Raw genomic sequence first — 25245 nt, forward strand, 5'->3', positions numbered from 1 at the left:
GATTGCGACATAACCGCAATTGATACTGCCCAATAAAAAAGGCGTAGTGGAATATCCACTACGCCTTTTTTATTGGCAGCAGCCGTCTCTCGGGTGGAGCAAGTTCAGATGGACTCCCTTCGCAAAGATATCACTCAGTCATCGATGCGAAACAGCTGACCGCGCAGCGTCCCCACACTCGCCGGTAACCGGTAATTCGCCGAAAGCTCCCGCCAGAGGACAAAGCCCTCACAATCAATCAGCCAGGCACTGGGACGCGCAGCATCCCGCACCCACGGGCGCAGAATAAGCGGGGCCGCAGAGCGAGCCACAAACGCGGAAGTATTTTCACTATCTGCATCCAGCTGCAGCAACGGGACCACTTTGGCATCGCGCGCTGCGTCGCTCGCTACCCCATCGTCTTCACCATCCTCGAAATCACTATCCGTGCTGGCTCCTGGTCTATGACGGGGATAAATATCTGCAATCAACTGCGCGGGCCATTTGTGTTCCGGCTGGGTGCTAAACAGGATCAAGCCGATATCCCGTCGAGCCAGGTCCGGCATCAGCGCCCGGATCTGGTGCAATTGATCTCGACTGCCCGCGCAATAACTACCGCGCAAAAACACCGCCAGCACCCCACGCAACTGTCGCTCGCAACAAAAGTCCTCAGCCTGCCATTTTTGGTCACCCGCAAGCACAATGGCAGGAAACTGCGTATCTACCGCCGGCGTTTGCGGATGGCCCACGGCACTCAGGTGATACAGATAAACCAGCAATACGAATAGATTGCACAGGGACAGATAAATCGGCAGTCCGCGCTCGATATCCGTCAATAAAACAATTGCCAGGCCGAACAGCACACAGGAAAAAGCACCCGGTTCGCGCAAATCGCCCGTAAATGTTTCCGGTTTCAGATAACGCAGTAGCATCCATATTGGCAGCGCCCAGGCATTAATTAACAGCCCGAACCACGCCGATAGAGAAGTACCGGTATCCCCCACAGCAATCGCGTAAATAGCCCCGAATCCGCAGAGCAACAACCAGAAAAACGCGATAAATGTAAAAAAAACCTTAAATTTATTCATTACAGAGTAAAAACGCCCTTAAAACACTTGCATTCAAGCATATAAATAAGCTGCAATTAGCGCGATGAATTCCACTCATCCAAAATAACACCTAAATACTAAATTTAGATACAGGGATATTTTATGGCCGCACGTAAAACAGCCAAAAAAGTGAATGCCGTTGCGAAGTTGGAAGCGGAACTCGCCTCTTTGAAAGCCCAGCTGGATAAAGCGCGCAGCACGCAAGAAGCTGCTGCTAAAAAGGAAGCTGATAAAGCCTCCAAAGAAGCTGACAAAGCTGCTAAAAAAGCTCAAGCAGCTGCCGCCAAGGTGAAAGCAGCGCGGGCGAAAAAGAAATCTGCTGCTCAACAGAAGCAATTGAAAGCCGCTCAGACCGCCTCTGCAGCTGCTAAAAAAGCCGCCACCGCCGCCAAGTCCGCCGCTACCGATGCCAAGTCCAAGCTGGCCACCATCAGCGCCGACAACCAACTGGCCACCAAAATTGCCAAGGCTGTAGCCAAGGAAGAGGCCGCCATCACCAAGAAGCTGGCCGCTGCCGAGAAGAAGAAAGCTGCTGCTGCTGCCAAGAAAGCTGCCGCTGCTGCCAAGAAGAAGGCCGCAGCAGACAAGAAGAAAGCCGCTGCTGCCGCCAAGAAAGCCGCTGCCGCTGCTAAGAAAAAGGCCGCCGCTGCCAAGAAGAAAGCCGCTGCTGCCGCCAAGAAGAAGGCTGCTACTGAGAAACAGAAAGCTGCTGCTGCCAAGAAAAAGGCTGCTGAAAAAGCCAAGAAGGCCGCTGCCAAGACCAAGGCTAAAGCCAAGACTGCAGCTAAAAAGAAGCCAGGTCGTCCGGCCAAGAAAGCTGCGACCAAAACTGCCGCTAAAAAGCCTGGCCGCCCGGCCAAGTCTGCTGCAGCGAAGAAAAAGCCTGGTCGTCCGGCCAAGTCAGCCGCAGCCAAGAAAGCACCGGCTCGTCGCGGTCGTCCGCCTAAAGCCAAGTCCTAAACTGTCATTACTGGCAGATAGAACGAAAAAACCCCGGCAAGCCGGGGTTTTTTCGTTCTGGGCCAAAGTAAATCCAATAGCTTCCTCAGGCCTGGGACTTTTCGCGTATCCGCACAGAGAGAATCTTTCGAACAATGTCACCCAGTGCCGGCGGCAGTGCCAGCATCACCGGTGTAACAATCAGGGTCAGCAGGGTGGAAAAAGACAGGCCGTAAACAATCGCACTGGCGAGCTTCACCCAGAATGAAGCGATCACGCCGTTGACCACTACCGTGCGCCCCAGCATATCCACACTCACCCCCAGCGCCAGGGGTAACAGACCGAGAATGGTCGTTGCCGTGGTTAGGAACACGGGTCTCAGTCGCTGTGCAGCCGCCTTCACCGCCGCAGCGCCGTGCCCCAGCTCCGGCTCAGCCTTGCGCACATAGTTGTAGGTGTCGATCAGCACGATATTGTTGTTGACCACGATTCCCGCCAGCGCAACGATCCCCACACCGGTCATGATCACACTGAAAGTGCTCTGGGTCAGGGTCAGGCCCAGCATCACGCCAGCCGTCGACATGATTACCGATGACAGAATCAGCCCGGACTGATAGAAGCTGTTGAACTGGGTCACCAGCAGGATAAACATCAAGAATAAGGACAACAGGAAGGCCCCCAGCAGAAACACCAGCGACTCGTTCTGATCCTCATCCGCACCACGGAACAACAACTCGACCTGATCATCAACCGGGTGCTGCGTAAGCCACTCGCGGATTTCCCGCACCTTGTCATCCGCCAGCACACCGTCTTCCACGTCTGCCTTGAGCTGCATACGGGTAATACCGTCGATGCGCTCGATCTTGTCCACCTTGGGCCCGGCCTCGGTACGCACAAAACTGCTGACCGGCACCGCACCGCCGGCGGTATTTACCTTGAGTTCATCCAGCGCGGTGATGCCCCGCGCGTAATCCGGGTAACGGATACGGATATCCACTTCCTCATCGGAATCGTCCGGGCGGTACTCCGCCATCAGCACGCCGTTGGTTACCAGCTGTACCGCTCGCCCCACCCCGGTCAGGTCGGCGCCGTACAGAGCGGCCTTGGCCCGATCCACGCGGACTTCCCACTCGATTCCCGGCAGGGGTGCGGTATTGACGATATCCCTCAAGCCATCGAACTCGGACACCATCGCCCGGTGCAGGCGCCAGGTTTCCGCCAGCAATCGGTCGTAATCGCGGCTGCGCAACTCGAGCACAATATCCTTGCCCACAGGAGGCCCACCCTCAAATGGGTTGGCGCTTGTTTTGATCCCGGCAAAGTTTGCCGTGCGCTGACGGATTTCGGCAAAAATCTCCTTACTTTTGCGCTCCCGCTCCATCGAAGGCTGCAGTTCCACCAGCAGGTTCGCGATCTGGTCCGGGGATTTTTCGGTATTGCCGGAAATCCCCCCGGAACCGATGGATGAATACACCACGCGTACTTCTGGCACCTGCATTACCGCAGACTCGACCTGCGCCACCAGCACTTTCTTTTCTTCCAGGGAAAGGTTCCCCTGGGCCCGAACCTCGACATTGCCATACTGCTCTTCGGTCTCGGTAAAGAACTCCACACCGGGATTGAACGCACTGAAAGCGATAAAAATACCGATCAACACCAGGATGGTTGCGCCGAAGGAAGCAAATGGATGACGCACCACCGGATCCAGCATGCGCGCATAGAGCCCAGTAATCCCGCGCATTTCGGTGGGGTTACCATTTTCCAGCTGCTTGAGCTCTTGCTGGATGTTGATGTCCATATTGCTTTTGCCGAACACGGAGCCCAGCACCGGCGCGAAGAAGAGCGCGTAGATCAGGGATCCCGCCAGTACCGAAAATACAGTCACCGGCAGGTAGCGCATAAACTCACCGACCACCCCGGGCCAGAAAATAATCGGCAGGAATGCCGCGAGCGTCGTGCCTGTAGAGGCCACCACTGGCCAGAACATCCGCCGCACCGCTATGGAGTACGCGACCCGCGCAGACAGCCCCTCGGCCATCTTGCGGTCCGCGAACTCGGTAATCACGATACAGCCGTCAATCAACATGCCCAGCGCCAGCAGCATGCCGAACATCACCATAAAGTTGAATGAGTACCCCAGATACCAGGTGATGATGGAACCGAATAGCAGCGAAAACGGAATACCCAAACCCACCAGCAGGCCGGAGCGGAAACCGAGTGCGGCCACCACGATAATCATCACCAGCAACATGGCGGTGAGAATATTGCCCTCCATCTCACTGACCATATCCCGGGCGACTTGCGACTGATCAAAGACAAAGTCGACCTTAGCCCCTCGCGGCAGATAATCGCGTTCGGCATTCACGACCGCGCGCACGGTATCCGCAAGGTCTACGGAGCTCGCCCCGGTGCGCTTTTCCACATTAATGGCGATCCCAGGGCGACCGTTCACGCTGGTAAAGGTAGTCGCGTCCTTGAAGGTGCGGCGGATATCCGTCACCTGCCCCAGGGTTACCACACCGCGCTCGGACTGCTTGAGCGGAATCTGATAGACGTCGTCCGCCGATTCGATCAGGCCGGGGACCTTGACCGAGAAACGCCCCTTGCTCACATCCATCTCACCGGCGGGAATCAGCAGGTTATTGCCCAGCACGGCGTTGATCAGTTCGCCGCTGGTCACCTGGTAGTGCTCCAGGCGTACCGGGTCGATAATGGCTTCCACCACTTCTTCCCGGTTGCCGGTGATATCGGCACTCAGGACTTCACTGATATTTTCAATTTTGCGCTTGAGCAACTGCGCACTGCGCAGTAATTCGCGCTCGCTGATACCGTCCCCCGCCAGAGTCACAACGATCGCCGGAAAAGGCTGCGCAGATGCCTCCTCGACAATCGGCTCTTCGGCATCTCGCGGTAATTCCGCCTTGGCACGATCGACCGCATTGCGGACTTCATCTACAGCCAGATCGATATCCAGTGCCGAATCAAATTCAATCACCAGATACACCAGCCCCTCGCGAGCGGTCGCCATGACTTCCTCGACCCCCTCAATCGCCCGGATTTCCTGCTCCAGCGGGCGAATCAGCAGACGAACGCCGTCTTCAGGAGAGATCCCCTCGTGCATTACCTGCACGATCACAATGGGCGGGTTCACTTCCGGACTCGATTCCACCGTCATCGCGCCACGGGCAATGATCCCCACGATCACGATCAACAACATCAGGCTGATGCTACTGCGGAATCGATCAACCGCATTTTCCAGTAGCTTCATGGACGGGGCTCCTGGACACGCTCTGCGGCCATATCTGTGGCAGATTCAATCGCGGGCTCTACTGGACCATCGCCCACATCCGTTGCTTCCTTTGCACCCGCAAGCGGCGCGGGCAGGTCACCGGCGGACTCTTCCAGTTCCACCTCGACTTTTTCGCCCTCGCTCACATACTCCTGTCCCACGGTAATCAGCGTGGTATTGGACGGCAGTCCGGCAATCCATACGCCCTCGTTTTCATCGCTGACCAGGCGCACATTCACAAATCGTACACGCTGCTCCTCATCCAGGGTCCGCACCCCCAGATCCCCCCGGTCATCGAGAGTCAATAAAGAGGCGTTGATTCTGTGGGCCTGTACCTCGCCAGTAGGCAGGGCCATACGCGCGCTGATGCCACTGCGCAGCGCGCCATCGGGATTGGCCACAGCAACTTCCACCCGGTAAGCACGGGTTACCGGATGCGCTTCCTGGCTCACGTAGCGCAGTCTTCCCTCGACAAGCTGCCCCAACTGCAACTGGGCACTGGCCTTGGACCCCGGCTGCAGGTTTGCGACCTGCGATTCGGAGACTTCACCCACCACAAGTATCGGATTCAGATCGAGAATGGTCGCGCACTCTTCTCCGCGACGGACGAAGTCTCCCAGCTCCACGGCACGGCTGTTTACCAGGCCGTCAAACGGCGCGCGGATTTTAAGGTTTTGCACATCTACCTGAGCGCGCTTCAGTTCCGCCCGTGCATTGGCCAACGCCACTTCCTGCTGGGCCATGGCGGCCTCCGATTGCAACCCGCGACCCTGCAGTTTTTTGGCACCGGCAAAATCCAGCTCCGCCTTGCGCAGGGCCGCGCGCGCGCGCGCCAACTGCTCCGGTCTGTCTTCCGCAGCAATCTCACAAATCACGTCGCCCCGGGATACCCGCTGCCCTTCTACCACCGGCAAGGCTGCGATGACCCCGTCGAGTTCCGCCCGCAGGCGCACACTGCGATTAGCCTCGGTGCGGCTGTTGACCACCACCCGAGTCATGTAGGGTTGTGCCTGCAACTGCCGCGCCTTGACCCGCATGGCCTCAGCAGGCCGCGCATTTTTCTCGCCGCTCTCCCTGGCGGCCGTTTCTGAATCCCCATCACCTGCCAAAAGGCCGCTCAGCAGCCAGAGCGCTGACAGCAAGGCGACGATGGCTGCAAAACGGTAATTGCGCTGCCGCCAGAGGTTTAACAGAAAATTCATACCTGTAATTCCCGCGAGTTTCTGAAGTTATGTATCCGAGTAATCGGAAGGATACGTATTTTATGTGCAAAGCGATGACTGCATAGGGGCTAATGCTGCCGAATTGCGAAATTCACAGCAGATAAGCCCGCAAAAGGCGCGAATAAAAGCGAAGATTGATGATGAGGTCGATTCAGGAAATGTGCGAAGCGGGAAGTAGGGCGCGTGACCGGCTGGCCACGCTTTTTACGGACTGAGGTTTATTCAGGAAAGGATGGATTCGAGGAAGTCCGTCATGTCGGATTCTTCCGCAGCGAGTTGACCGCTGCCGAATTCCGCGTTCCAGTCCAGCAGGATTCGCGCCAGATCGCGCGCCTGTCCCGCCAGGGCCGCAAGCTCTTCCTTGCTGTTTTTGGGCCCGGTGTACAGCTTGAGCCGGCGATGACTGTTGGCGAGATCGTGCGTCGGGTATTTGGAGCGGTACACCTCAAGCTTCCAGCGCAGGGAGTGCACCATGTTGCGATAAAACACCAGTTTGGTGGGTAGGTGTAACAGGGAGAAGTCTTCCAGGTCACCGAACAGGGTGCAGTCCACAGCCAGTACCTGATTGTCCTGCCCTCCCGGTGCCGCGACAATCGTGGCACTGCGGGGCTCGGCCAGCAGCATTGAAAGATCCCCGAATACCTCACCGGGACGAATCACCGCCAAAGGCCGCTCTTGTGCGGCCGCCGCGGCATCGTCTACATGCACGTGCAACTCTCCGCGCAGCAGAAAATACACCCACTGGTCCACGTCTCCCGCATGCAGCAATGCTTCTCCCGGCGCCAGCGTAGACAGACGGGAACGTTTCAGCAAAACGTCATATTGCCACTCACTGGTAGCGCGAATATCACGAAATAGATGAATGACATTCAGAAGACGGTCCACGGCATCGCGCGGGTAGTCACTAAGCGGCTTGTAATTCATGAAACTCTTGGCTTAATCGATTAGTGCTTTTTGTGATGGCGCGGCCAGTTTTCACACTGGCCGGGAAGATAAATTGGCGGCTGGTCCCTGTCAGCGCCTGCACGGTGCACTGAAAGGCTTCGTCCATCGGCCTATGCACCATCCGATGCCACATTCTAGGCGGAAAGTGACGGCTGTCTGCCCTGTCCACTCGCCGATTTGAAAAAACGAGACATTTTACCCACTTCAGGGTTGAACTCCATTGCAGTTACAGTAGAGTTGAGCATAGCTTTGATTATACCGTGCCAATTAGCGTAGGTTTTTTAACCACCGGCTAATCGCGCAGTTTAGCTGAAGCGCGCACCTTTCGGGGGGAGGGTGCTATATGAAGTCGCTGGAAATTTTTCTGGGGTATTTTGAACGATATTTCAGCGCTTTATCTGCCGGTTTCTGCCCATCCGGCTTTTAAAAAGATACCAAAGCAAAAATGAAATCGACCAACTTCGTCATTGCCGCCCTGCTGTTGTTCGCTACGGCCCTGACTGCAAATGCAGCACCGCTGCTGAACGGTCTGGCTCTGGAACAACAATTCAATAAAGATCGCTATATCGCAGCCGTGTATTCGGAGCGACTCTCTGGCGATGCTAACGCACTTCTCGATAACAATATGCCACGCAGCCTGCAGGTACGCGTTATCGCAGATCGCCTGTCAGCCCGCCGCTTCCGCAACCAGTGGATGGAAGGCATTGCGATCAATAACTCCGGCAACGTGCTTACCGGCCAGGCCGAGAACATGGTGACTTTCGCCAACCTGTTCAAAGGTCGCCTGATAGCCGGGGACCAGCTCCGTATCGACTATGCTGCGGATACCGGTACCACCTCTGTGTCCCTCAATGACATCATGCTCGGCATGATCGAGGACCGCGAGTTTTTCAACACCCTGCTGCGCGCATGGATTGGCCCGGTACCACCTTCCACCGATTTCCGCGATGACCTTATGGGTGCAGGCCAGGTAGATTCAGGATTACTGGCGAAGTATGAAGGCCTGCAGCCAGCAGCGGACCGTGTAGCCCAGGTAACCGCCATGGTCGATGCGCAAGAAGCCAAAGAGGAGGCCGCTGCCGAGCCCGCTCCGCAGAAGGAGGAATCCAAGCCCGCCCAGGTGGTTGCCGCACCCAAGCCGAAGCCGGACCTCTCCGCCGACATCCCGCCGCCCTCACTTGCCGCCATCGGCGCACCGGCCATTGAAAAGCCAGCTTCGACGCGTGCCAATCCTGCACCGAAGCCGGCAGCCAGCGCGCCGGTTTCACAGCCCAAACCTCTGAAACCCACCACCACACGTCCGGCTACTCCGCTGGATGATGAGCTGGACGAGGAAGAAGAGGAAGCACCGCTGACTGCCGACATGATTCTGGCTCGCCAGATCTACCACTCCATGCTGCTGCGTCACACCTTCAAGCACATTCGCTATCCGAAGCGCGCTCAGGAGCGCGGCCAGGAAGGCAGTGTCCGCCTGAATGTGACTATCGACAACAAGGGCATTGTGAAAACGGTAAGCACGCTACAGGAATCCCGCTACTCCAGCCTCAACCGCGAAGCGGTGGAAGCCGTTGAACGCGCAGGTCCCTACCCGGCGACCCCAGCACAGCTGAATATCGATGAGTACAACTTCACGGTACCCATCACTTTCCGCCTTCCGGACTGATCCCAGGCCGGCCCGAAAACCCCGCTCCGCGGGGTTTTTTATTGCCCGAAATCCATCGCTCATCCCCTGCAATTGGCCGCATGTCCGCTTGCCCCGTGGTAATCCCAGTGCATACTATGGGATTGACCCGATTTTCACCGGTCCAATCAACGACCATATATAACAAGCCCAAAAGGCCAACTATGAAAAAACTGCTTCTTCCCCTGGCGATTGCCAGCGCCATTGCCGGAACCACTCTTACCGGCTGCTCAAAGTCCGAAAGCCCGGCTGTGGACAATGCCCAGAACACCCCCGCTTCAGAGGTCAGCGCCTCCCAGGTCGCAACCCTGGGTTCCGGTATCGACCTCAGCGCCATGGACACCAGCGTACGCCCTCAAGACAACTTCTACAGCTACGTCAACGGCAACTGGATGAAAAACACCGAGATCCCCGCGGACAAGTCCCGCTGGGGTGGTTTCAGCATCCTGCGTGACAAAGCCACCGAGGAAGTGAAAGGCCTGATCATGGAAGCCGGCGAACACGCCGAAAGCGCCGATGCCAAGCAGATCGGCGATCTTTACAACAGCTTCATGAACGAGGAGCTGATCGAGAAGAAAGGTCTGTCTGCGGTTTCCGGTGAGCTGGATAAGGTCGACGCGATCGAGTCAATGGACGATCTGACCCGGTTCTTCGCCTATGCCGATATGGCGGGCTACGACGTGCCGTTCGGGGCCACTGTTTATCAAGACCTGAAAAACGTCGAATCCTACATGGTGTTCTTCTGGCAGGCGGGCCTCGGTCTGCCCGACCGCGACTACTACTTCGACGATTCGGAGAAGGGCCAGAAGCTGCAGCAGGCCTATAAAGAATACCTGGTAAAAGTACAGAATATCGCCGGCCTGGATAACGCCGAAGCCAGTGCGGAAACCCTTTACCAGCTGGAGAAGAGCCTCGCGGAGCACCACCGCACCCGTGTAGAGAACCGCGATCCGGACAAGTACTACAACAAGACCGCAGCCAGCGACATGGCCAAACTGATGCCCGCAATCAACTGGGACATCTACCTGGCAGACGCCATGCTGGATGGAGAGAGCCACTTCTCCGTGGGCCAGCCCGAGTACCTGGAAGCCGCCAACCAGATTATCGCCGATACCGATATCGCGACCTGGAAGCGCTACCTGAAAATCAAGGTACTGACTGCCATGGCACCCTACATGCACGGCGAACTGGCGCAGACCCGCTTTGATTTTTACGGCACCACCCTGCGCGGCACCAAGGAAATGGAACCCCGCTGGAAACGCGGTGTGCAGTTCGTAAACGGTTCCGTTGGCGAACTGGTGGGCAAGCGCTATGTAGAGAAGTACTTCCCGCCGGAAGCCAAGGCGCGCATGGTAGAGCTGGTCGACAACCTCAAGGCTGCCTACAAGAGCTCCATCGAGGAACTCACCTGGATGAGCGACACCACCAAGCAGGAAGCCCTGACCAAGCTGGCCAACTTCACCACCAAAATCGGTTATCCGGACAAATGGCGTGATTACAGTGCGCTGGAAGTCAGCGCCGACGACCTCACCGGCAATGTTCTGGCATCCAACCTGTTCGATTCTGCACACGACCGCAGCAAACTGGGCAAACCTCTGGATCGCACCGAGTGGGGCATGTCTCCGCAGACCGTGAATGCCTACTATAGCCCGGCGCGCAACGAAATCGTGTTCCCGGCAGCCATCCTGCAGCCGCCGTTCTTCAACATGAACGCGGACGATGCGGTGAACTACGGCGGTATCGGCGGTGTGATTGGCCACGAAATCGGCCACGGGTTCGACGACAAGGGCAGCAAGTTTGACGGCAAGGGCTACCTGAACAACTGGTGGACCGACTCCGACCTGGAAAACTTCGAGCACCTGACCGGCAAGCTGGTTTCCCAGTACAACACTTTCGAGCCGCTGGAAGGCGAGCACGTGAACGGTGAACTGACCCTGGGAGAAAACATCGGCGACCTGTCTGGCCTGGGTATCGCTTACAAGGCTTACAAGATGTCCCTGGACGGTAAAGAGGCACCAGTGATCGATGGCTTCAATGGCGATCAGCGCGTATTCCTCGGCTGGGCACAGGTTTGGCGCAGCAAGATGCGCGACGAGGCCCTGAGCGAGCGCCTGAAGACCGATCCGCACTCCCCGGCGGAGTACCGGGTACAGGGCGTGCTGCCGAATATCGAGGCATTCTACTCCGCGTTTGACGTGAAGGAAGGCGACGGTATGTACCTGCCGGAAGAGGAACGTGTGGTTATCTGGTAACTCGCACTCCTTAACCAACCCGCCGGTGCATTGTTCCCACGCACTGGCGGTGCCGCTACCGGGGACAGGTTTGCGAGACACGCCGTGGACACATCCCTGGGGGCTCTTCTAAAACATCCCTGTTTTAGAAGGTCTCGCAAACCTGTCCCCGGTAGCAGCACCTTCGCTCCAACTTCTAATCTTCGACCAGACAATTCCCCTGCCTCTCTTGGCTCTAATGGCTTACCATTGTTCGCAAAGGACTTTGGGGAGACCAATATGGCCCACAATAACCAGTTTCAGCTGCTTGGCAGCCGACGCTTCCTACCCTTCTTCTGCACCCAGTTTCTCGGTGCCTTCAATGACAATGTGTTCAAGAACGCGTTGATCGTGATGATCGCCTTCCGCCTTGCCGCCACCGAGGCCAACTTCCTGATCAACCTCGCCGCCGGCCTGTTTATCCTGCCGTTTTTCCTGTTCTCCGCCACCGCCGGCCAGGTGGCGGACAAGACCGACAAGAGCGTGCTGATCCGGCGGATCAAGCTCGCGGAAATCGGTATCGGCGCTTTCGGTGTCGGGGCGCTGTTCAGTGGCAATAACTATCTGTGCCTCACCGTCCTGTTTCTGCTCGGTGTGCAGTCGGCTTTCTTCGGTCCGGTAAAATACGCCATCCTCCCCCAGCACCTGAGAAAAACCGAACTGGTGAGCGGCAATGCCCTGGTGGAAATGGGTACTTTTGTTTCCATTCTGCTCGGCACCATCGTCGGTGGCCTGCTGGCGGGCCGCACCGGTGAGGGAGAATCCGGGCTGTGGTGGATATCTGCCATCATCATGATCACCGCCTCACTGGGCTATCTCGCCGCGCGCAATATCCCGCGGGCCGAGGCGCCAGCGCCGGACCTGAAAATCAATTACAACCCCGTCACCCAGACCGGTCGGATTCTGAAAGAAGCAGCGAAAACACCCTCGGTGTTTTACGCGATTATCGGTATTTCCTGGTTCTGGCTGCTGGGCGCGGCCTACCTTACCCAGATCCCTAGCCTTACCCGCAATGTACTGGGAGGCAGTGAATCCCTGGTTACCCTGCTGCTGTGCTGCTTTACCATCGGCGTGGCAATCGGCTCGCTGCTGTGCGGGCGGCTTTCAGGCGGGCGCGTTGAACTGGGGCTGGTGCCGATCGGTGCGGCGGGACTGACCGTGGTCGGGATTCTGCTGGCTTCCGCCACGGGCAACTACCAGCCACCGGTGGAGTCCACGGTAGCCGCTTTCTGGGCCAACGATGGCGCACTGGGTATTCTGATCAATCTGACCCTGATCGGGATCTTCGGCGGTTTCTTTATCGTGCCACTGTATTCCATGATGCAGGAACGCTCGGAACCCACCATTCGCGCACGTATTATTGCGGTAAACAATGTTCTGAATGCACTGTTTATGGTGGTCGCCGCGGTACTGGGGATTGTATTCCTCAACGTGCTCGAAGCGACCATCCCGCAGTTTTTCCTGATCATCGCGCTGATGAATGCCGCGGTTGCGATTTTCGTATTCAACCGGGTACCGGAATTCGCCATGCGCCTGCTGATCTGGCTGCTGTCGCACACCATGTACCGGGTAAAACACCACGGCCTGGACAAGATCCCCGCGGAAGGTGCGGCGATCATTGCCTGTAACCATGTCAGCTACGTGGACGCGCTGCTACTGGCAGGGGCAGTGCGCCGCCCTATCCGCTTTATCATGTACAAGCCCATCTACGAAATCCCGGTTCTGCATTTTATTTTCAAAACCAGCCGCGCCATTCCCATCTGCTCCAAGCAACAGGACCCGGAAGGTTATGCACAGGCATTTGCCGAGATTGAACAGGGACTGAAAGACGGGGATCTGCTGTGTATTTTCCCCGAAGGCCAGCTGACCAAAGATGGCGAGCTACAGCCTTTCAAGGCCGGGATCGAGAAGATTCTGCAGCGCACCCCGGTGCCGGTTATCCCCATGGCACTGCGCGGCCTGTGGGGCAGTTTTTTCAGTCACAAGGATGGCACGGCGTTCAGTACCCTGCCCCGACGTTTCTGGTCCCGTGTCTGTGTGGTGGCGGGAAATCCGCTGGCAGCAACGGAGGTCAAAGCGGAAGCGCTGCAGGAAACCGTGCTGGATTTGCGCGGACAGCACCGCTAACGAGACAGGACATTACTTGTAAGCCCGCTTAAACAAAAACGCCGCGACAATTGTCGCGGCGTTTTTGTTTATAGGCGGTATTGGCCGGAAATCAGAGCGCGCTGATGGCACCCTCGTAGCTCGGCTCATCCGCGGTTTCTGCCACCTGTTCGGTGTAAACCACTTTGCCGTTTTCATCGATCACAACCACCGAGCGGGACAGCAGCCCTTTCAATGGACCAGTCTCAAACGCCACGCCGTAATCGTCACCGAAGCTTGCGCGGAACGCCGAACCCAGCTTCACATTCTCGATCCCCTCGGCACCGCAGAAGCGGGTCATGGCAAACGGCAGGTCCGCGGACACACAAACCACAACGGTATTATCCAGGGACGAGACCTTTTCATTGAAGGTGCGTACCGAGGTGGCACAGGTCGGGGTATCCACAGACGGGAAAATATTCAGTACCACGCGCTTACCCTTTAGGTCCTCCAGGGTGATCTCGGACAGATCTCCCTGCACCAGGGTAAACGCCGGCGCCTGGCTGCCCACGGCAGGCAGTTCACCAACGGTGGTAATCGGGTTTCCTTTCAGGGTGATATTGGCCATTGCGTATTCCTTGACTTGCCTGATGAAAGTGAAGGCAGCATGACGAGGGGATATGGCATTGTCAATCAAGTGGCGGGTAATACACAGACAATGACTGGAGACAAAAAAGCCCCACAAATTGCGGGGCTTTTAGCGCGAAAACAGGCGACAAGCTGATCAGTGTTCGATCGACACCCGACCAAAGTCCCCTTCCATTTCAGTCGCCAGGAACGACATTACCACCCACGCAGCCACATTCTGCTTGAGGTTGTCCGGATCCACTTTATCCAGCGTGTCGTTGGGCGTGTGATGGTAATCGAAGTAGTCGGTACCGTCTTGATACAGTCCCATGGCGGGCACGCCCTGGGCCACAAATACACTACTGTCCGGTCCACCGGAGGACTTGTTATTGCCGCGCTCGATACCCAGCGGGGCCAGCAGCTGCATCATCTGGTCGGCGATGGCGAACTTGCTCTCCGGAATACGGGTGTCAAAGCGCCAGATCTTGCCGGCGCCGAAATCCGACTCGGACACCATGATAATTTTTTCCAGGTCGTTCTGATGGGCTTCCACGTACTGCTTGGCACCGACGAGGCCAATTTCCTCGGCGCCGAACAGCACCACGCGCAGGGTGCGACGGGGGCGCTGGGGCAATTCTGCAATCAGGCGCGCGGTCTCCATCACCACGGCAACGCCAGCACCGTCATCCAGTGCGCCCGTACCTTCGTCCCAGCTATCCAGGTGTGCACCGATCAGAACCACTTCTTCCGGCTTCTCGCGACCAACCACTTCGCCAATCACATTGAAAGAAGGGCCGTCTGCCAGTGCTTCATTGTGCACATTCAGCTTCACCTCCACTGGCTTGCCGCGCTCCAGCATGGCCTCCAGCAGGTTGGCATCCGGTGCGGACAGGGCCAGCGCAGGCACCGGGTTCTCGACACCATCGATCGACATCATACCAGTGTGGGGGAAACGATCGGAGTCGGTCCCCACGGAGCGCAGCAGCATGGCTGCAGCGCCTTTCTCCGCCGCGGCGCGCATCCCCTTGCTACGTCCCTGTACTGCGGGACCATAGCCCTCACCGGTACGGGCACGCTCCATACGCTTGTTGATGAATGCGATCTTGCCTTTCACCTTGCGTGCCGGCGCCTTCATCAGCGCTTCCACATCGGAAAATTCCACGATTTCAGCGGTAAGCCCGCCTTCCGGGGTGGAAGCCCCGTAGCCCAGGGAGGTCACCACCAGCGGCTGCGGAAAAGGTGCTGTCACTTCCGCGTGCGCATGGCCGCGGGCCCAGCGCTTCACATCGATCTGTTCGGTATAGACCCGGTCAAAACCCAGTGCTTTCATCTTTTCCTGCGCCCAGGCCACTGCGCGTTCATCCCCCTTAGTGCCTGCGCGACGCGGGCCCACTTCCACGGTCAGGGACTCGACGATACTGTAGGCATCAGAGGATTCCAGTGCGCGATCGCGCAACACTTCCGCTACAGACAAGTCTTCCTGCTTCAGCGGGGTAGCCTGGGCAGCCACCGCCACCAGTGCGGCGGCCAATCCGCCGGCAACACTCTTCAGGGGGTTCAACATGATTTCTCCAGTTACAGCATTGGGGTTGTTATAAGAGGGTGTTAAATGAGTTCGTTATCGGGTGTTATTCGGATTCTTCCTGCAATGGCAGTGCCAGCAAGCGCTCCCGAATGTCGCGCAGCTTGTGCAGGCCCGCTTCGGTAAACAGATACGGCTGTTTACCGGTGTATTCGTCTTCTTCAATTTGCAGGCACTCGAGCCGCAATTGTTCCAGGTCCGGGTCATGGCGCATGGGGTAGCCCGTCAGGATCCGCCATTCATTTTCATCTGCCTGTCCGGCAATCACGTCTTCCAGCCCGCGCTGGAAGTCTGCCCTCTCCATCCGGAAACGCGGTGTCCGCATATGCATCAGGCCCCAGATAATCAGGGCAAATATCGCAAAGGAGAGGCACAGGGTTATGACGATGGTCACGGCTCACGCCTCCAGTAAAAGTTTGACCGCCAGTACAAGGGTGGCCACGATGATTACCGGCTTCACCAGTGCTGCCCCACGCGCGATCACCAGGTTCGACCCCAGCCTGGCGCCGACAAACTGGGCCGCAGACATGCACAGGGCCAGGGACCACAACAGGTGCCCGGCAGCCATGAAGATACACATGGATGTGGCATTGGTAGCCAGCACCAGCGGTTTGGTATGTGCCGTGGCCTTGCGCATGTTGTACCCCAGCAGCGCGGCAAATGCGAGTGCGTAGAAGGAGCCCATACCAGGCCCGAAGAATCCGCCGTAAAAGCCGATCCCCCCACCGATCAACAGGTTGAACCAGCCATTGCCCATTCGCGGCTTTGCATCGATATCGCCAATGCGCGGGGAAAACGCAAAATACAGGGAAATGACGATCAGCAGTATCGGCAGCAAGGTCTGCAGCTGTTCTCCCCCGAGCCGGGTTACCGACCAGGTGCCCAGACAGGATCCACCAATGGCCGCCAGCAAGCCCGGCCACAGCGGACGAAAATCCAGGTGCCCTTTCTGGAAGAAATTCAGGGTCGAAGACAGGGTGCCGAATACACTCTGGAATTTATTGGTTCCGAGCGCATCCAGCGGTGGAATGCCGGCCCATAGCAGTGCCGGCAGGGTAATCATGCCGCCGGCGCCGGCAATAGAGCTGATAAAGCCGGCGGCAAAGGCGACTATGGTAAGAATCAGGTAGACAGCGGGTGTCAGGTCACCGGCAAGTTGAATCACTCATTCTCCGGTCTGGTTCAGGCCGCTTCGTCAAAATCCGTCTGGTATTCCGGGTTGCGACCTTTGTACCTATGGAAACGTCTCTGGATTTCACGCATATCGTTTTCCAGATTGCCGGTGGGCCGGTAAACGGAGTCCACACAGATCTGCTTGCTGGGAAAGTCCCACGCAATCAGAACCACCGGCACATCCGCCGCATAGGCAATACGCAAAAATCCATTTTTCCATTTTGCGGTCTTCTTGCGGGTGCCTTCCGGGGTGATAGCGACCCACATTTTCTCATTTTTCCGGAACTGACTCGCTACCTGCTTGGCCATGCCACCCGCAGCAGAGCGGTCGGTGGGGATGCCGCCGAGCCATTTGAACAGGTTTTTGAACGGGAAGAAAAATGCTTCCTTCTTCATCAACCAGGACGCCTTCAGGCCCAGCGCCATGATAAACGGCATCGCCACCACGAAGTCCCAGTTGGAAGTGTGTGGAGCCAGCGCCACCATCACCTTCTTTTCTTTCGGGAATTCACCATGGATACGCCAGCCCAGTGCTTTCACGATCAGCAGGCCAGTGCCACGGGTAAACCAGTTGCCGTTACGTGGCATTTCTTCAGGCAAATGCGCGGGGATAGTGGTTTTCTTGGCAACAGTCACGGTCATCATCTCTTCTCAATGGTTACTGCGTAAGTACTGCTATAGACACAAAATCAAGCCGAGGAATCAGTGTTCCCGCGTTGCATAGAAGCGCACATCCGGATAACGCTCTTCCGCCAGATGCAGGTTTACCCGCGTCGGTGCCAGATAGGTCAGATGCCCCGATCCATCCAGAGCCAGATTGGTGCTGGCTTTGCGCTTGAAGTTTTCCAGCTCTTTGGCACTTTCACTGTCGACCCAGCGCGCGGTGTTCACATTTACATTTTCGTAAATGGCTTCCACCTTGTACTCGTCCTTCAGACGATAGGCGACCACCTCAAACTGCAGCACCCCCACCGCACCGACAATGATGTCATTGTTATCCAGCGGGAAGAAAACCTGGGTAGATCCTTCTTCTGACAGCTGCTGCAGACCTTTCTGCAGCTGTTTGAGTTTCAGCGGGTCTTTCAGGCGAATACGGCGGAACAGCTCCGGCGCAAAGTTGGGGATACCGGTAAATTTCAGGCTCTCGCCCTCGGTAAAGGTATCGCCAATCTGAATGGTGCCGTGGTTGTGCAGGCCGATAATATCACCCGCGATCGCCTCTTCCACATGGGTGCGGTCGCCGGCCATGAAGGTCACCGCATCGGCGATTTTTACATCCTTGCCGATACGTACATGCTTCATTTTCATACCGCGGTTATAGGTACCGGAACACACCCGCATAAAGGCAATCCGGTCGCGGTGTTTGGGATCCATATTTGCCTGGATCTTGAAAACAAAGCCGGAAAACTTGTCCTCACTGGGCTGCACTTCGCGATCGTTGGTAGCGCGGGACTGTGGACCCGGCGCCCACTCCACAAAACCGTCGAGCATCTCGCGCACACCAAAGTTGCCCAGCGCCGTGCCAAAGAACACCGGCGTCAGCTCGCCCGCACGGTAAGCTTCCAGGTCAAACTCGTGGGTCGCGCCGCGCACCAGATCGATTTCCTCGCGAATTTCCTCCGCGTCTTCGCCCAGCAACGCTGTCGCCTCATCGGAATCCAGTCCCTTGATCTGGATATCCTCGGGAATCGTGTGCCCCTGCCCCTGCTTGAACACGTGAATGGTGTCGGTATAGAGGTTGTACACACCCTTGAACAGCTTACCGGAGCCCAGCGGCCAATTGATCGGCGCCGCCTGGATATTCAGGACCTCCTCGATCTCGTCCATCACCTCGATGGGATCGCGGATATCCCGGTCCAGCTTGTTGATAAACGACAGAATCGGCGTGGTACGCAGGCGGCACACGTTCATCAGCTTGATGGTGCGATCCTCGACACCCTTGGCGCCATCGATCACCATCAATGCGGAATCCACCGCGGTCAGTACCCGGTAGGTATCCTCAGAGAAGTCCTCGTGCCCCGGGGTATCCAGCAGGTTCACCACCCGCTCCTTGTAGGGGAACTGCATAACGGAGGAGGTCACGGAAATACCCCGCTCCTGCTCCATGGTCATCCAGTCAGAGCGCGCGTGGGGGCCCTTCTTGCCCTTGACCGACCCCGCCAGCTGGATCGCATTTCCGAACAACAGCAGCTTCTCGGTCACCGTGGTTTTACCGGCGTCCGGGTGGGAAATGATGGCAAAGGTACGGCGGCCATTGATGCCCGCCAAGTTTGAAGACTGACCCATAATGCAACTTGAGACTGGATAAAAAACAGGCGCGCATTATACACGTCTGGCGCGCGGGAATCGCTGGAAATGGCGATTCGAGGAACCTAGACTGCGGCTAAATTTGGCTGGCTCTGCTTCCAGCGACAACAATATGCGATATGAAGGATCCAATGACCGGGGACAACTTGCGGGACCGTCTGCGGCCCGGATGGCCGCAGCCGAGCCCCCAGGGATGGGTTCACGGCGTGTCCCGCAAGTTGTCCCTGGTTATTGGATCCGCCACGGCACTCAATAGACAGAGGTGAATAATGAGTCAGGAACGATTGGAGGCACTACAGCAGGCGCTATCCATACAGCAGGTACAGGGCTTCCTGGTGCCCCGGTGCGACGAGTACCAGAATGAATACGTCCCCGCTGCTGACGAGCGTCTCGCCTGGCTTACCACCTTTGACGGCTCCGCCGGTCTCGCCGCCGTCACCACCGAGCGCGCCGCCCTGTTCGTCGATGGCCGTTACACCATCCAGGCCAAACAGCAAATCGGCACCCAGCCCATCGAGCAGCACAACCTCGCCCCCGCAGACATCGCCAACTGGCTGTGCAGCGCCCTCCGTGAAGGCGACGTCCTCGGCTACGATCCGCGGCTACACACCGAACCCGGCCTCGCGCCCCTGAAGAAACGACTCGAGGAGTGCGGCATCCAGCTGCGCGCCCTGGACACCAACCCCATCGACAGTATCTGGCAGGACCGTCCTGCGGCGCCCTCTGGCCCCGCGCGCCCCCATCCCCAGACCTTTACCGGCGAAGATTCCGACAGCAAGCGCCAGCGTATCGCCCAGTTGCTTGCCGACAAAAACCAGGAAGCCCTGTGGCTCGCCAACCCCGAAGTGTGTGCCTGGCTGTTCAACATCCGCGGCAGTGATATCCCACATTTGCCCGTCGCCCTCTCTATGGGCTTCCTGTACAGGGACGGCAGCGCCACTCTGTACCTGGCGGGAAACGCCATCGGCGACGCCCTGCGCCAGCACCTCGGCCATCAGGTCGAACTGGTGACCGAAAAATCTGCACTGTTTGCCGCCGCCGAGCGCCAGCATGTACAGCGGGTGTGGGCAGACCCCGCACTCACCAACTGCTGGACCCTGCACGAACTCAGAAACCGCGAAATACAGGTACTGCTCGAGCGAGACCCAATCACCGGCGCCAAGGCCATCAAGAACTCTGTGGAACTGGAAGGCAGCCGCGCGGCCCATATCCGCGACGGCGCCGCCCTGTGTGAGTTTCTCGCAGAGCTGCCCGACGCGGTAAAGGGAGAAAATTTTGGTGAACTGGAAGCGGTAAAACTGTTGCGGGAAAAACGCGAACAGCGGGAAGGGTTCACCGACGACAGCTTTGATTCCATCTCCGGCTATCGGGGTAACGGCGCAATTGTGCACTACCGCGTAACCCCGAAATCCAGCCTGCGGATGGAAGCCCAGGGCATTTATTTGATCGACTCCGGCGGCCAGTACCCGGATGGCACCACCGACGTCACCCGCACCGTCGCATTGGGCGAATTCCCTGCGCAGGCAAAAGAGCATTTCACCCGGGTGCTCAAGGGGCATATCGCCATCGCGAGCCTGCGCTTCCCCGTCGGCACCTGTGGCGAGCAGATCGATGCCTTCGCCCGCAAATCCCTGTGGGATGCCGGACTGGATTACGCCCACGGGACCGGACACGGCGTCGGCAGTTTTCTGAGCGTGCACGAGGGTCCGCAACGTATCGGCAAGGCGAATACCAATGTGCCCCTGGAAGCGGGCATGATCGTGTCCAACGAGCCGGGTTTCTACCTGGCCGACGAATACGGTATCCGCATCGAAAACCTGATCTTCGTCAGGGAGAGCCCTGAGCATGCAGGCTTTCTGGAATTCGAGGAACTGACGCTTGCACCAATCGACCGCCAGCTGATCGAGCCGACCCTGATGACGGAAAAGGAATTGCAGTGGCTAAATGACTATCACCGGAAAGTACGCGAAACCCTGATGCCACTGGTGGATGAAAAAACTCAAGTGTGGCTGGATGCGGTTACTCAGCCTATCTATTAAATAGCACTCAGTGAGTGGCACCCGAAGGCTTGGCGGGTGCCTCAGGTTCTTCATTTCTGAGGACAACAATTTCCGGCTCGACCGATTTTTCGGGCCGGTCATCGGACTTCGTGGTATCCCCGTTATGCTCCGACTCCCAAAACGGGGGCAGCACATCGAGTACACGCTCACTGACCTCTGGCTCCAGTGAATGCCCCATCCCCGCTATCATCACCAGCTGGGCGCCGGGGATCTTTTCCGCAGTATCCCGCCCGTGGTCCGGTGGCAGTAGCGGGTCTCGGTCGCCATGAATCACCAGGGTCGGTACGTCGATGGTTGCCAGCATGGGAGAGCGATCACCGCTGGCGAGAATGGCCTGGAGCTGCCGAATTGTTCCCGGTGGATAACTGCCGCGATTCAATACCCGGGCTGCCAGCTGCCGCGCGTATTCTTCATCGAAAAACTCTGGTGATCCAATCGCGCGAGCGATCATCACCCTATTCTCCAGCTCCTCGTCCCGGGCAAGCCCTGACTTGGCCCCTTCTGCCAATGCTGTAATGGCTTCGCGGCTGGACTCCGGCAGGTCCGGTGCGCCGGAGCTGGACATGATGGAAGTAAGACTGGCAACCCGCTGTGGATAGTTGGCAGTCAAAACCTGGGAAATCATTCCTCCCATGGAGGCGCCCACCACATGTGCGCGCGATATTTCCAGCGCGTCCAGTACACCCACCGCATCGACCGCCATGTCCCCGAGGGTATAGGCGGGGGTGGGGTAGAATCCGACCTTGGTGCGCACCAGCGTCCACCAAACTGGCGGCGCGGATAAACCGTAGAATTTCTGCGACAGTCCCGCATCGCGGTTATCCAACAACACAACGCGGTAGCCGCGATCCAGCAGTCCCTGCACCAGCGTATCCCCCCAGTGCAGCATCTGAGCCCCGAGGCCCATGATCAGCAGTACCGGTTCGCCGTCTTTTGGCCCCATATCCTGATAGGCAATGGCGGTGTCATTTACCGTAGTAAAGTGAATCGGGTAACGATCAAACGGACTCTCTTTGGCAGAGAGAGGACTCGCTGAAAGCACGGCGAACAGCAGCAATAAGACACAGGAAAACCCCTTGTGTAGATCGATTGCAGAAAAACGTCCAGCACAGATCATCCGACACATTCCTATTTATTTTACTTAACCGCCACACTGCTGAGCTCGGATTGATGTCCACCCAGATAGCGGCGCAACCACCACCAGGCAGCGCCGCCCAATACCAGGTTGGAAATTAACGTCGCCACGAATAGCCCGGTGATTCCCCAGTAGTGATTGCCCAACCAGGCCAGCGGCAGGTACAAACCCAGCACCCGCAGGAAGGAAATCAGCGTGCCCGGTAGCGGGTGGCCGAGGCCGTTGAAAGCGGCATTAGCAGACATCACAAAACCGTAACCGGCATAACTGAATGGCACCAGGCTGAGGTAAGCGATAGCGACTGCAATAACCTCCGGGGATTCACTAAACAGGGAAACCAGCGATCCCCCGACAAGCCACAAGGTAACCGCCAGCCCCAGCCCAAAAGCGATACAGAACCTCGCCAGCACTGCAACTGTTTGCAGTAGCCGATCGTACCTTCCGGCACCCGCGTTCTGCCCCATAAATGGCCCCACCACCGAAGACAGAGCGTAAAACACGATTAATGCTACCGGCTCAATACGCAGGGCGACACCGAGGCCCGCCACTGCGTCGGCGCCATGCTTGGCAACCAGCGCAACTACCACACCACCGGACATGGGGATAATCACATTGGTGGCGATCGCTGGCAGCCCCACTGCCAACAGGGTGCGCCACGACTCCCGCAGCGCTGGCCACTGCCAGCTGGGTGCCCCCAGAATATGTTCGCGCCGTACCAGCACGTAAAGCGCGATGGCAAAGCTCAGACCGCGGGCAATCACCGTCGCCAACGCCGCCCCTTGCAATTCCAGACGCGGAAACCCGAACAGTCCAAAAATCAGCAGCGGATCCAGTATCAGGTTGAAGAAAGCCACCGCCATCAGAATTCGCCCGGTAATCGCGCTATTACCGATAGCCCGCAATGCCGACAGCGATACCATCGGCACCACGGCGAAAACCGCACCGAAATACCAGGGCACCATATAGTCTGCGATCAGCGGCAGCAGTTGCTCCTGTGCACCGAGCAGGCGGAACAATGGCTCAATGGTGAGCAGGCCTGCGGCACTAACCACCAGTGCGATAAGTAGGGCCAGGAAGGTGGCGTCGCTGACCAGTTGCCGTACCCGCTGCATGTCACCGGCGCCGTAGGCGCGCGCAACGGCGGAGGAAGTCCCCGCACCCAGCCCGATGGCGAGGGCGTTAATGACCATCACCACAGGAAAGGTGAAGCTCATGGCGGCGAGCGGAGCGCTGCCCAATTGCGCAACAAAATAGGTATCCACCACATTGAACGACATGGTGGCGAGAATGCCCCACACCATCGGTAGGGCGAGGCGACGCAGATGGCCCGCGACCGGGCCTTCAAGCAGGGACGGTTGGTTACGATTCGATGGCATGTGTATTCCGGTCAATGGCAGTCCCGGTAAGCGCGGCGAGGAATATTGGCGCGGCCGGAGCGACTGCCCGCTAGCAGGCGCCTACAATACCAGACTCATCAGCAATGCGTCTTCGCGGCTGCCATCGGACTTCGGATAGTAGTTTTTCCTGCGACCGTCTTCGGTAAAACCGAGCTTGTGGTAGAGCCCACGCGCCGCGCGATTGGATACCCGCACTTCGAGCAGGACCCGCGCCACGTCCTCGGGCAGACAGGAAAAAATGTCCTGCAGTAACCGCTCCGCGACACCCAGGCGTCGCCAGCGGGGAGCCACTGCCACGTCAAGAATTTCTATTTCATCAAAAACGCGGCTGACGACACAGCAGGCGGCAATCTCCTGCTCATCGATTACACCCGGCGTCTCATTAGCCGGCGCGTGGAATACCCAGCAGATATGGCCCGACTCGAGGCTATCGCGATATTGCTTTGCGCTCCACGGGTGGCTGTGGGCACTGCGTGCCAGGGTCGCCAGGGCATCGGCATCTGACAGTTGCGCTTGTTGCAGGATTAATGTGCCCACCGCATCGACATCGGGCATGGGACGAGCATCACGGGAAGGAGATTTCAAAAGGCGACTTCCATGGTCGGCCGTTGCCGGGGGCGACAGTTTAGCGACGAGTCTGTTCGGGGTATAGCTTGCGCAGCAGATTCCATACTTCACGCTTGCGGGCCGGTTGCGTCAGCAGTTCGGTCAGGCTGGGCATGGACACTACCGATACGCCCTGCCAGTCGTTTACGGGACCCTCCAAAGTCACTGGCGCGCAGTAACTTTGAGCCTGCTCGCCCATCAACCAGATGGACTTGACCGGCTTGCGCACGCAGGCCGCTTCCAGCCAGCTCGAACAGGTATCACGGGCATCATCGGCCCCGGCGGCTGCAGCGAAAGGGTTTTCTGTCAGCGGCCAGCGCAACTTGTCGCGCCCGGTCGGCAGCTGGTGCCAGCCCAGCGCCCGGGCAATATTACCAAACAGGGACTCCACCGGCAGAGCGGTTCCCGGCTCGCGACTGTCGACCGCGAGCACCTCTTCGCCCAACCACCAGCAACTCAGCACAAATGGGGCCACCTGTTGCTGCGGCGGTGCCACGGGGGCCGCTTTGGCTGTCGCGGTAACTCGCGCTTCGCTGGTAATACTGCCAATTACCCGCCCCAACTCTGGAGCCGGGTCGACGGAGTCAGTGCGCGCGACGATCTCGCTGCGCACTTCATCCGCATTGCCACCACCAGACTGTTCAGGCGCGGCTACTTCAGCCATCAGGGCGGCGCGGGGCGGGGCCTGAGGCGCCTCTTCAGCGGGCGGAGGCAGCGGCGCCTGGATCGGCTCCGCTGCCAGCGGCAAGCGGAAGCGCGGCATATAACTGGTAACTCCCAGTGCCGTCAGATATTCCGTCCGCTGTAGTTCGTTCACATCAGTCCCCGTTTACCGGCC

General features: G+C 58.0%; 19 protein-coding genes. 5 read left to right on the top strand and 14 right to left on the bottom strand.

Translation table 11 applies throughout. The annotated features are described in order from the left end of the window. Positions 1–134: 134 nt before the first annotated feature. A complete protein-coding gene (locus tag ACONT6_RS13480; RefSeq protein WP_428818981.1) occupies positions 135–1067 on the bottom strand; it encodes a hypothetical protein in 933 nt (310 codons plus the stop codon). Between the two features lie 123 nt (positions 1068–1190). On the opposite strand from ACONT6_RS13480, the gene ACONT6_RS13485 reads away from it, so the two are divergent. After that, positions 1191–2048 carry a hypothetical protein gene (locus ACONT6_RS13485; protein WP_428818982.1) on the top strand — a complete coding sequence of 286 codons (858 nt, stop codon included), beginning with the start codon at positions 1191–1193 and terminating at the stop codon, positions 2046–2048. Between the two features lie 85 nt (positions 2049–2133). Here ACONT6_RS13485 and ACONT6_RS13490 read toward each other — a convergent pair whose 3' ends face one another. The 3 genes from ACONT6_RS13490 to ACONT6_RS13500 all read right to left on the bottom strand — a co-directional run bounded on the left by ACONT6_RS13490 (position 2134) and on the right by ACONT6_RS13500 (position 7463). After that, entirely contained in the window at positions 2134–5295 is a 3162-nt protein-coding gene (locus ACONT6_RS13490) for an efflux RND transporter permease subunit (RefSeq protein WP_428818983.1), read from the bottom strand. After that, complete coding sequence (locus tag ACONT6_RS13495) at positions 5292–6518, bottom strand: efflux RND transporter periplasmic adaptor subunit (RefSeq protein ID WP_428818984.1); 1227 nt, start codon at positions 6516–6518, stop codon at positions 5292–5294. The genes ACONT6_RS13490 and ACONT6_RS13495 overlap by 4 nt, the downstream gene beginning before the upstream one ends. 243 nt (positions 6519–6761) lie before the next feature. Beyond that, positions 6762–7463, bottom strand: a complete 702-nt coding sequence (locus ACONT6_RS13500; protein WP_428818985.1) for a cyclic nucleotide-binding domain-containing protein — start codon at positions 7461–7463, stop codon at positions 6762–6764. Between the two features lie 466 nt (positions 7464–7929). Between ACONT6_RS13500 and ACONT6_RS13505 the strand changes: the two genes are divergently transcribed. From ACONT6_RS13505 to ACONT6_RS13515, 3 genes are all read left to right on the top strand, one after another. Beyond that, positions 7930–9147: a TonB family protein gene (locus tag ACONT6_RS13505; RefSeq protein ID WP_428818986.1), complete on the top strand. Its 1218-nt coding sequence runs from the start codon at positions 7930–7932 to the stop codon at positions 9145–9147. Positions 9148–9329: 182 nt separating this feature from the next. Further along, a complete protein-coding gene (locus tag ACONT6_RS13510) occupies positions 9330–11417 on the top strand; it encodes a M13 family metallopeptidase (protein WP_428818987.1) in 2088 nt (695 codons plus the stop codon). A 258-nt stretch (positions 11418–11675) separates the two neighbouring features. Beyond that, positions 11676–13562, top strand: a complete 1887-nt coding sequence (locus ACONT6_RS13515; RefSeq protein WP_428818988.1) for an MFS transporter — start codon at positions 11676–11678, stop codon at positions 13560–13562. Positions 13563–13653: 91 nt separating this feature from the next. Here the strand turns inward: ACONT6_RS13515 and tpx are convergent, their stop codons facing one another. The 6 genes from tpx to prfC all read right to left on the bottom strand — a co-directional run bounded on the left by tpx (position 13654) and on the right by prfC (position 19188). Further along, positions 13654–14148: a thiol peroxidase gene (gene tpx / locus ACONT6_RS13520; protein ID WP_428818989.1), complete on the bottom strand. Its 495-nt coding sequence runs from the start codon at positions 14146–14148 to the stop codon at positions 13654–13656. A 156-nt stretch (positions 14149–14304) separates the two neighbouring features. Continuing rightward, positions 14305–15711 (bottom strand): M20/M25/M40 family metallo-hydrolase, encoded by a 1407-nt coding sequence (locus tag ACONT6_RS13525; RefSeq protein WP_428818990.1) that lies wholly within the window; start codon positions 15709–15711, stop codon positions 14305–14307. Between the two features lie 64 nt (positions 15712–15775). After that, positions 15776–16123 (bottom strand): hypothetical protein, encoded by a 348-nt coding sequence (locus ACONT6_RS13530; RefSeq protein ID WP_428818991.1) that lies wholly within the window; start codon positions 16121–16123, stop codon positions 15776–15778. A 3-nt stretch (positions 16124–16126) separates the two neighbouring features. Then, a complete protein-coding gene (locus ACONT6_RS13535; protein WP_428818992.1) occupies positions 16127–16894 on the bottom strand; it encodes a TSUP family transporter in 768 nt (255 codons plus the stop codon). Between the two features lie 17 nt (positions 16895–16911). After that, positions 16912–17547 (bottom strand): 1-acyl-sn-glycerol-3-phosphate acyltransferase, encoded by a 636-nt coding sequence (locus ACONT6_RS13540; protein ID WP_428818993.1) that lies wholly within the window; start codon positions 17545–17547, stop codon positions 16912–16914. Positions 17548–17604: 57 nt separating this feature from the next. After that, the gene (prfC, locus tag ACONT6_RS13545) at positions 17605–19188 is read right to left on the bottom strand and encodes a peptide chain release factor 3 (protein WP_428818994.1); all 1584 of its coding nucleotides are present in this window, start codon (positions 19186–19188) and stop codon (positions 17605–17607) included. Between the two features lie 290 nt (positions 19189–19478). Between prfC and ACONT6_RS13550 the strand changes: the two genes are divergently transcribed. Further along, positions 19479–21248 carry a M24 family metallopeptidase gene (locus ACONT6_RS13550; RefSeq protein ID WP_428818995.1) on the top strand — a complete coding sequence of 590 codons (1770 nt, stop codon included), beginning with the start codon at positions 19479–19481 and terminating at the stop codon, positions 21246–21248. A 7-nt stretch (positions 21249–21255) separates the two neighbouring features. On the opposite strand, the gene ACONT6_RS13555 is transcribed toward ACONT6_RS13550, so the two are convergent. The 4 genes from ACONT6_RS13555 to ACONT6_RS13570 all read right to left on the bottom strand — a co-directional run bounded on the left by ACONT6_RS13555 (position 21256) and on the right by ACONT6_RS13570 (position 25224). Next, complete coding sequence (locus ACONT6_RS13555; protein ID WP_428818996.1) at positions 21256–22386, bottom strand: alpha/beta fold hydrolase; 1131 nt, start codon at positions 22384–22386, stop codon at positions 21256–21258. Between the two features lie 20 nt (positions 22387–22406). Then, entirely contained in the window at positions 22407–23780 is a 1374-nt protein-coding gene (locus ACONT6_RS13560; RefSeq protein ID WP_428818997.1) for an MATE family efflux transporter, read from the bottom strand. A gap of 81 nt (positions 23781–23861) precedes the next feature. Then, on the bottom strand, positions 23862–24386 hold the full coding sequence (gene rimI / locus ACONT6_RS13565) for a ribosomal protein S18-alanine N-acetyltransferase (RefSeq protein WP_428818998.1): 525 nt from the start codon (positions 24384–24386) through the stop codon (positions 23862–23864). Between the two features lie 40 nt (positions 24387–24426). After that, positions 24427–25224: a hypothetical protein gene (locus ACONT6_RS13570; protein ID WP_428818999.1), complete on the bottom strand. Its 798-nt coding sequence runs from the start codon at positions 25222–25224 to the stop codon at positions 24427–24429. Between the last annotated feature and the right edge of the window lie 21 nt (positions 25225–25245).

Source organism: Microbulbifer sp. MCCC 1A16149, from assembly GCF_050368945.1.
Taxonomy (GTDB): Bacteria; Pseudomonadota; Gammaproteobacteria; order Pseudomonadales; family Cellvibrionaceae; genus Microbulbifer.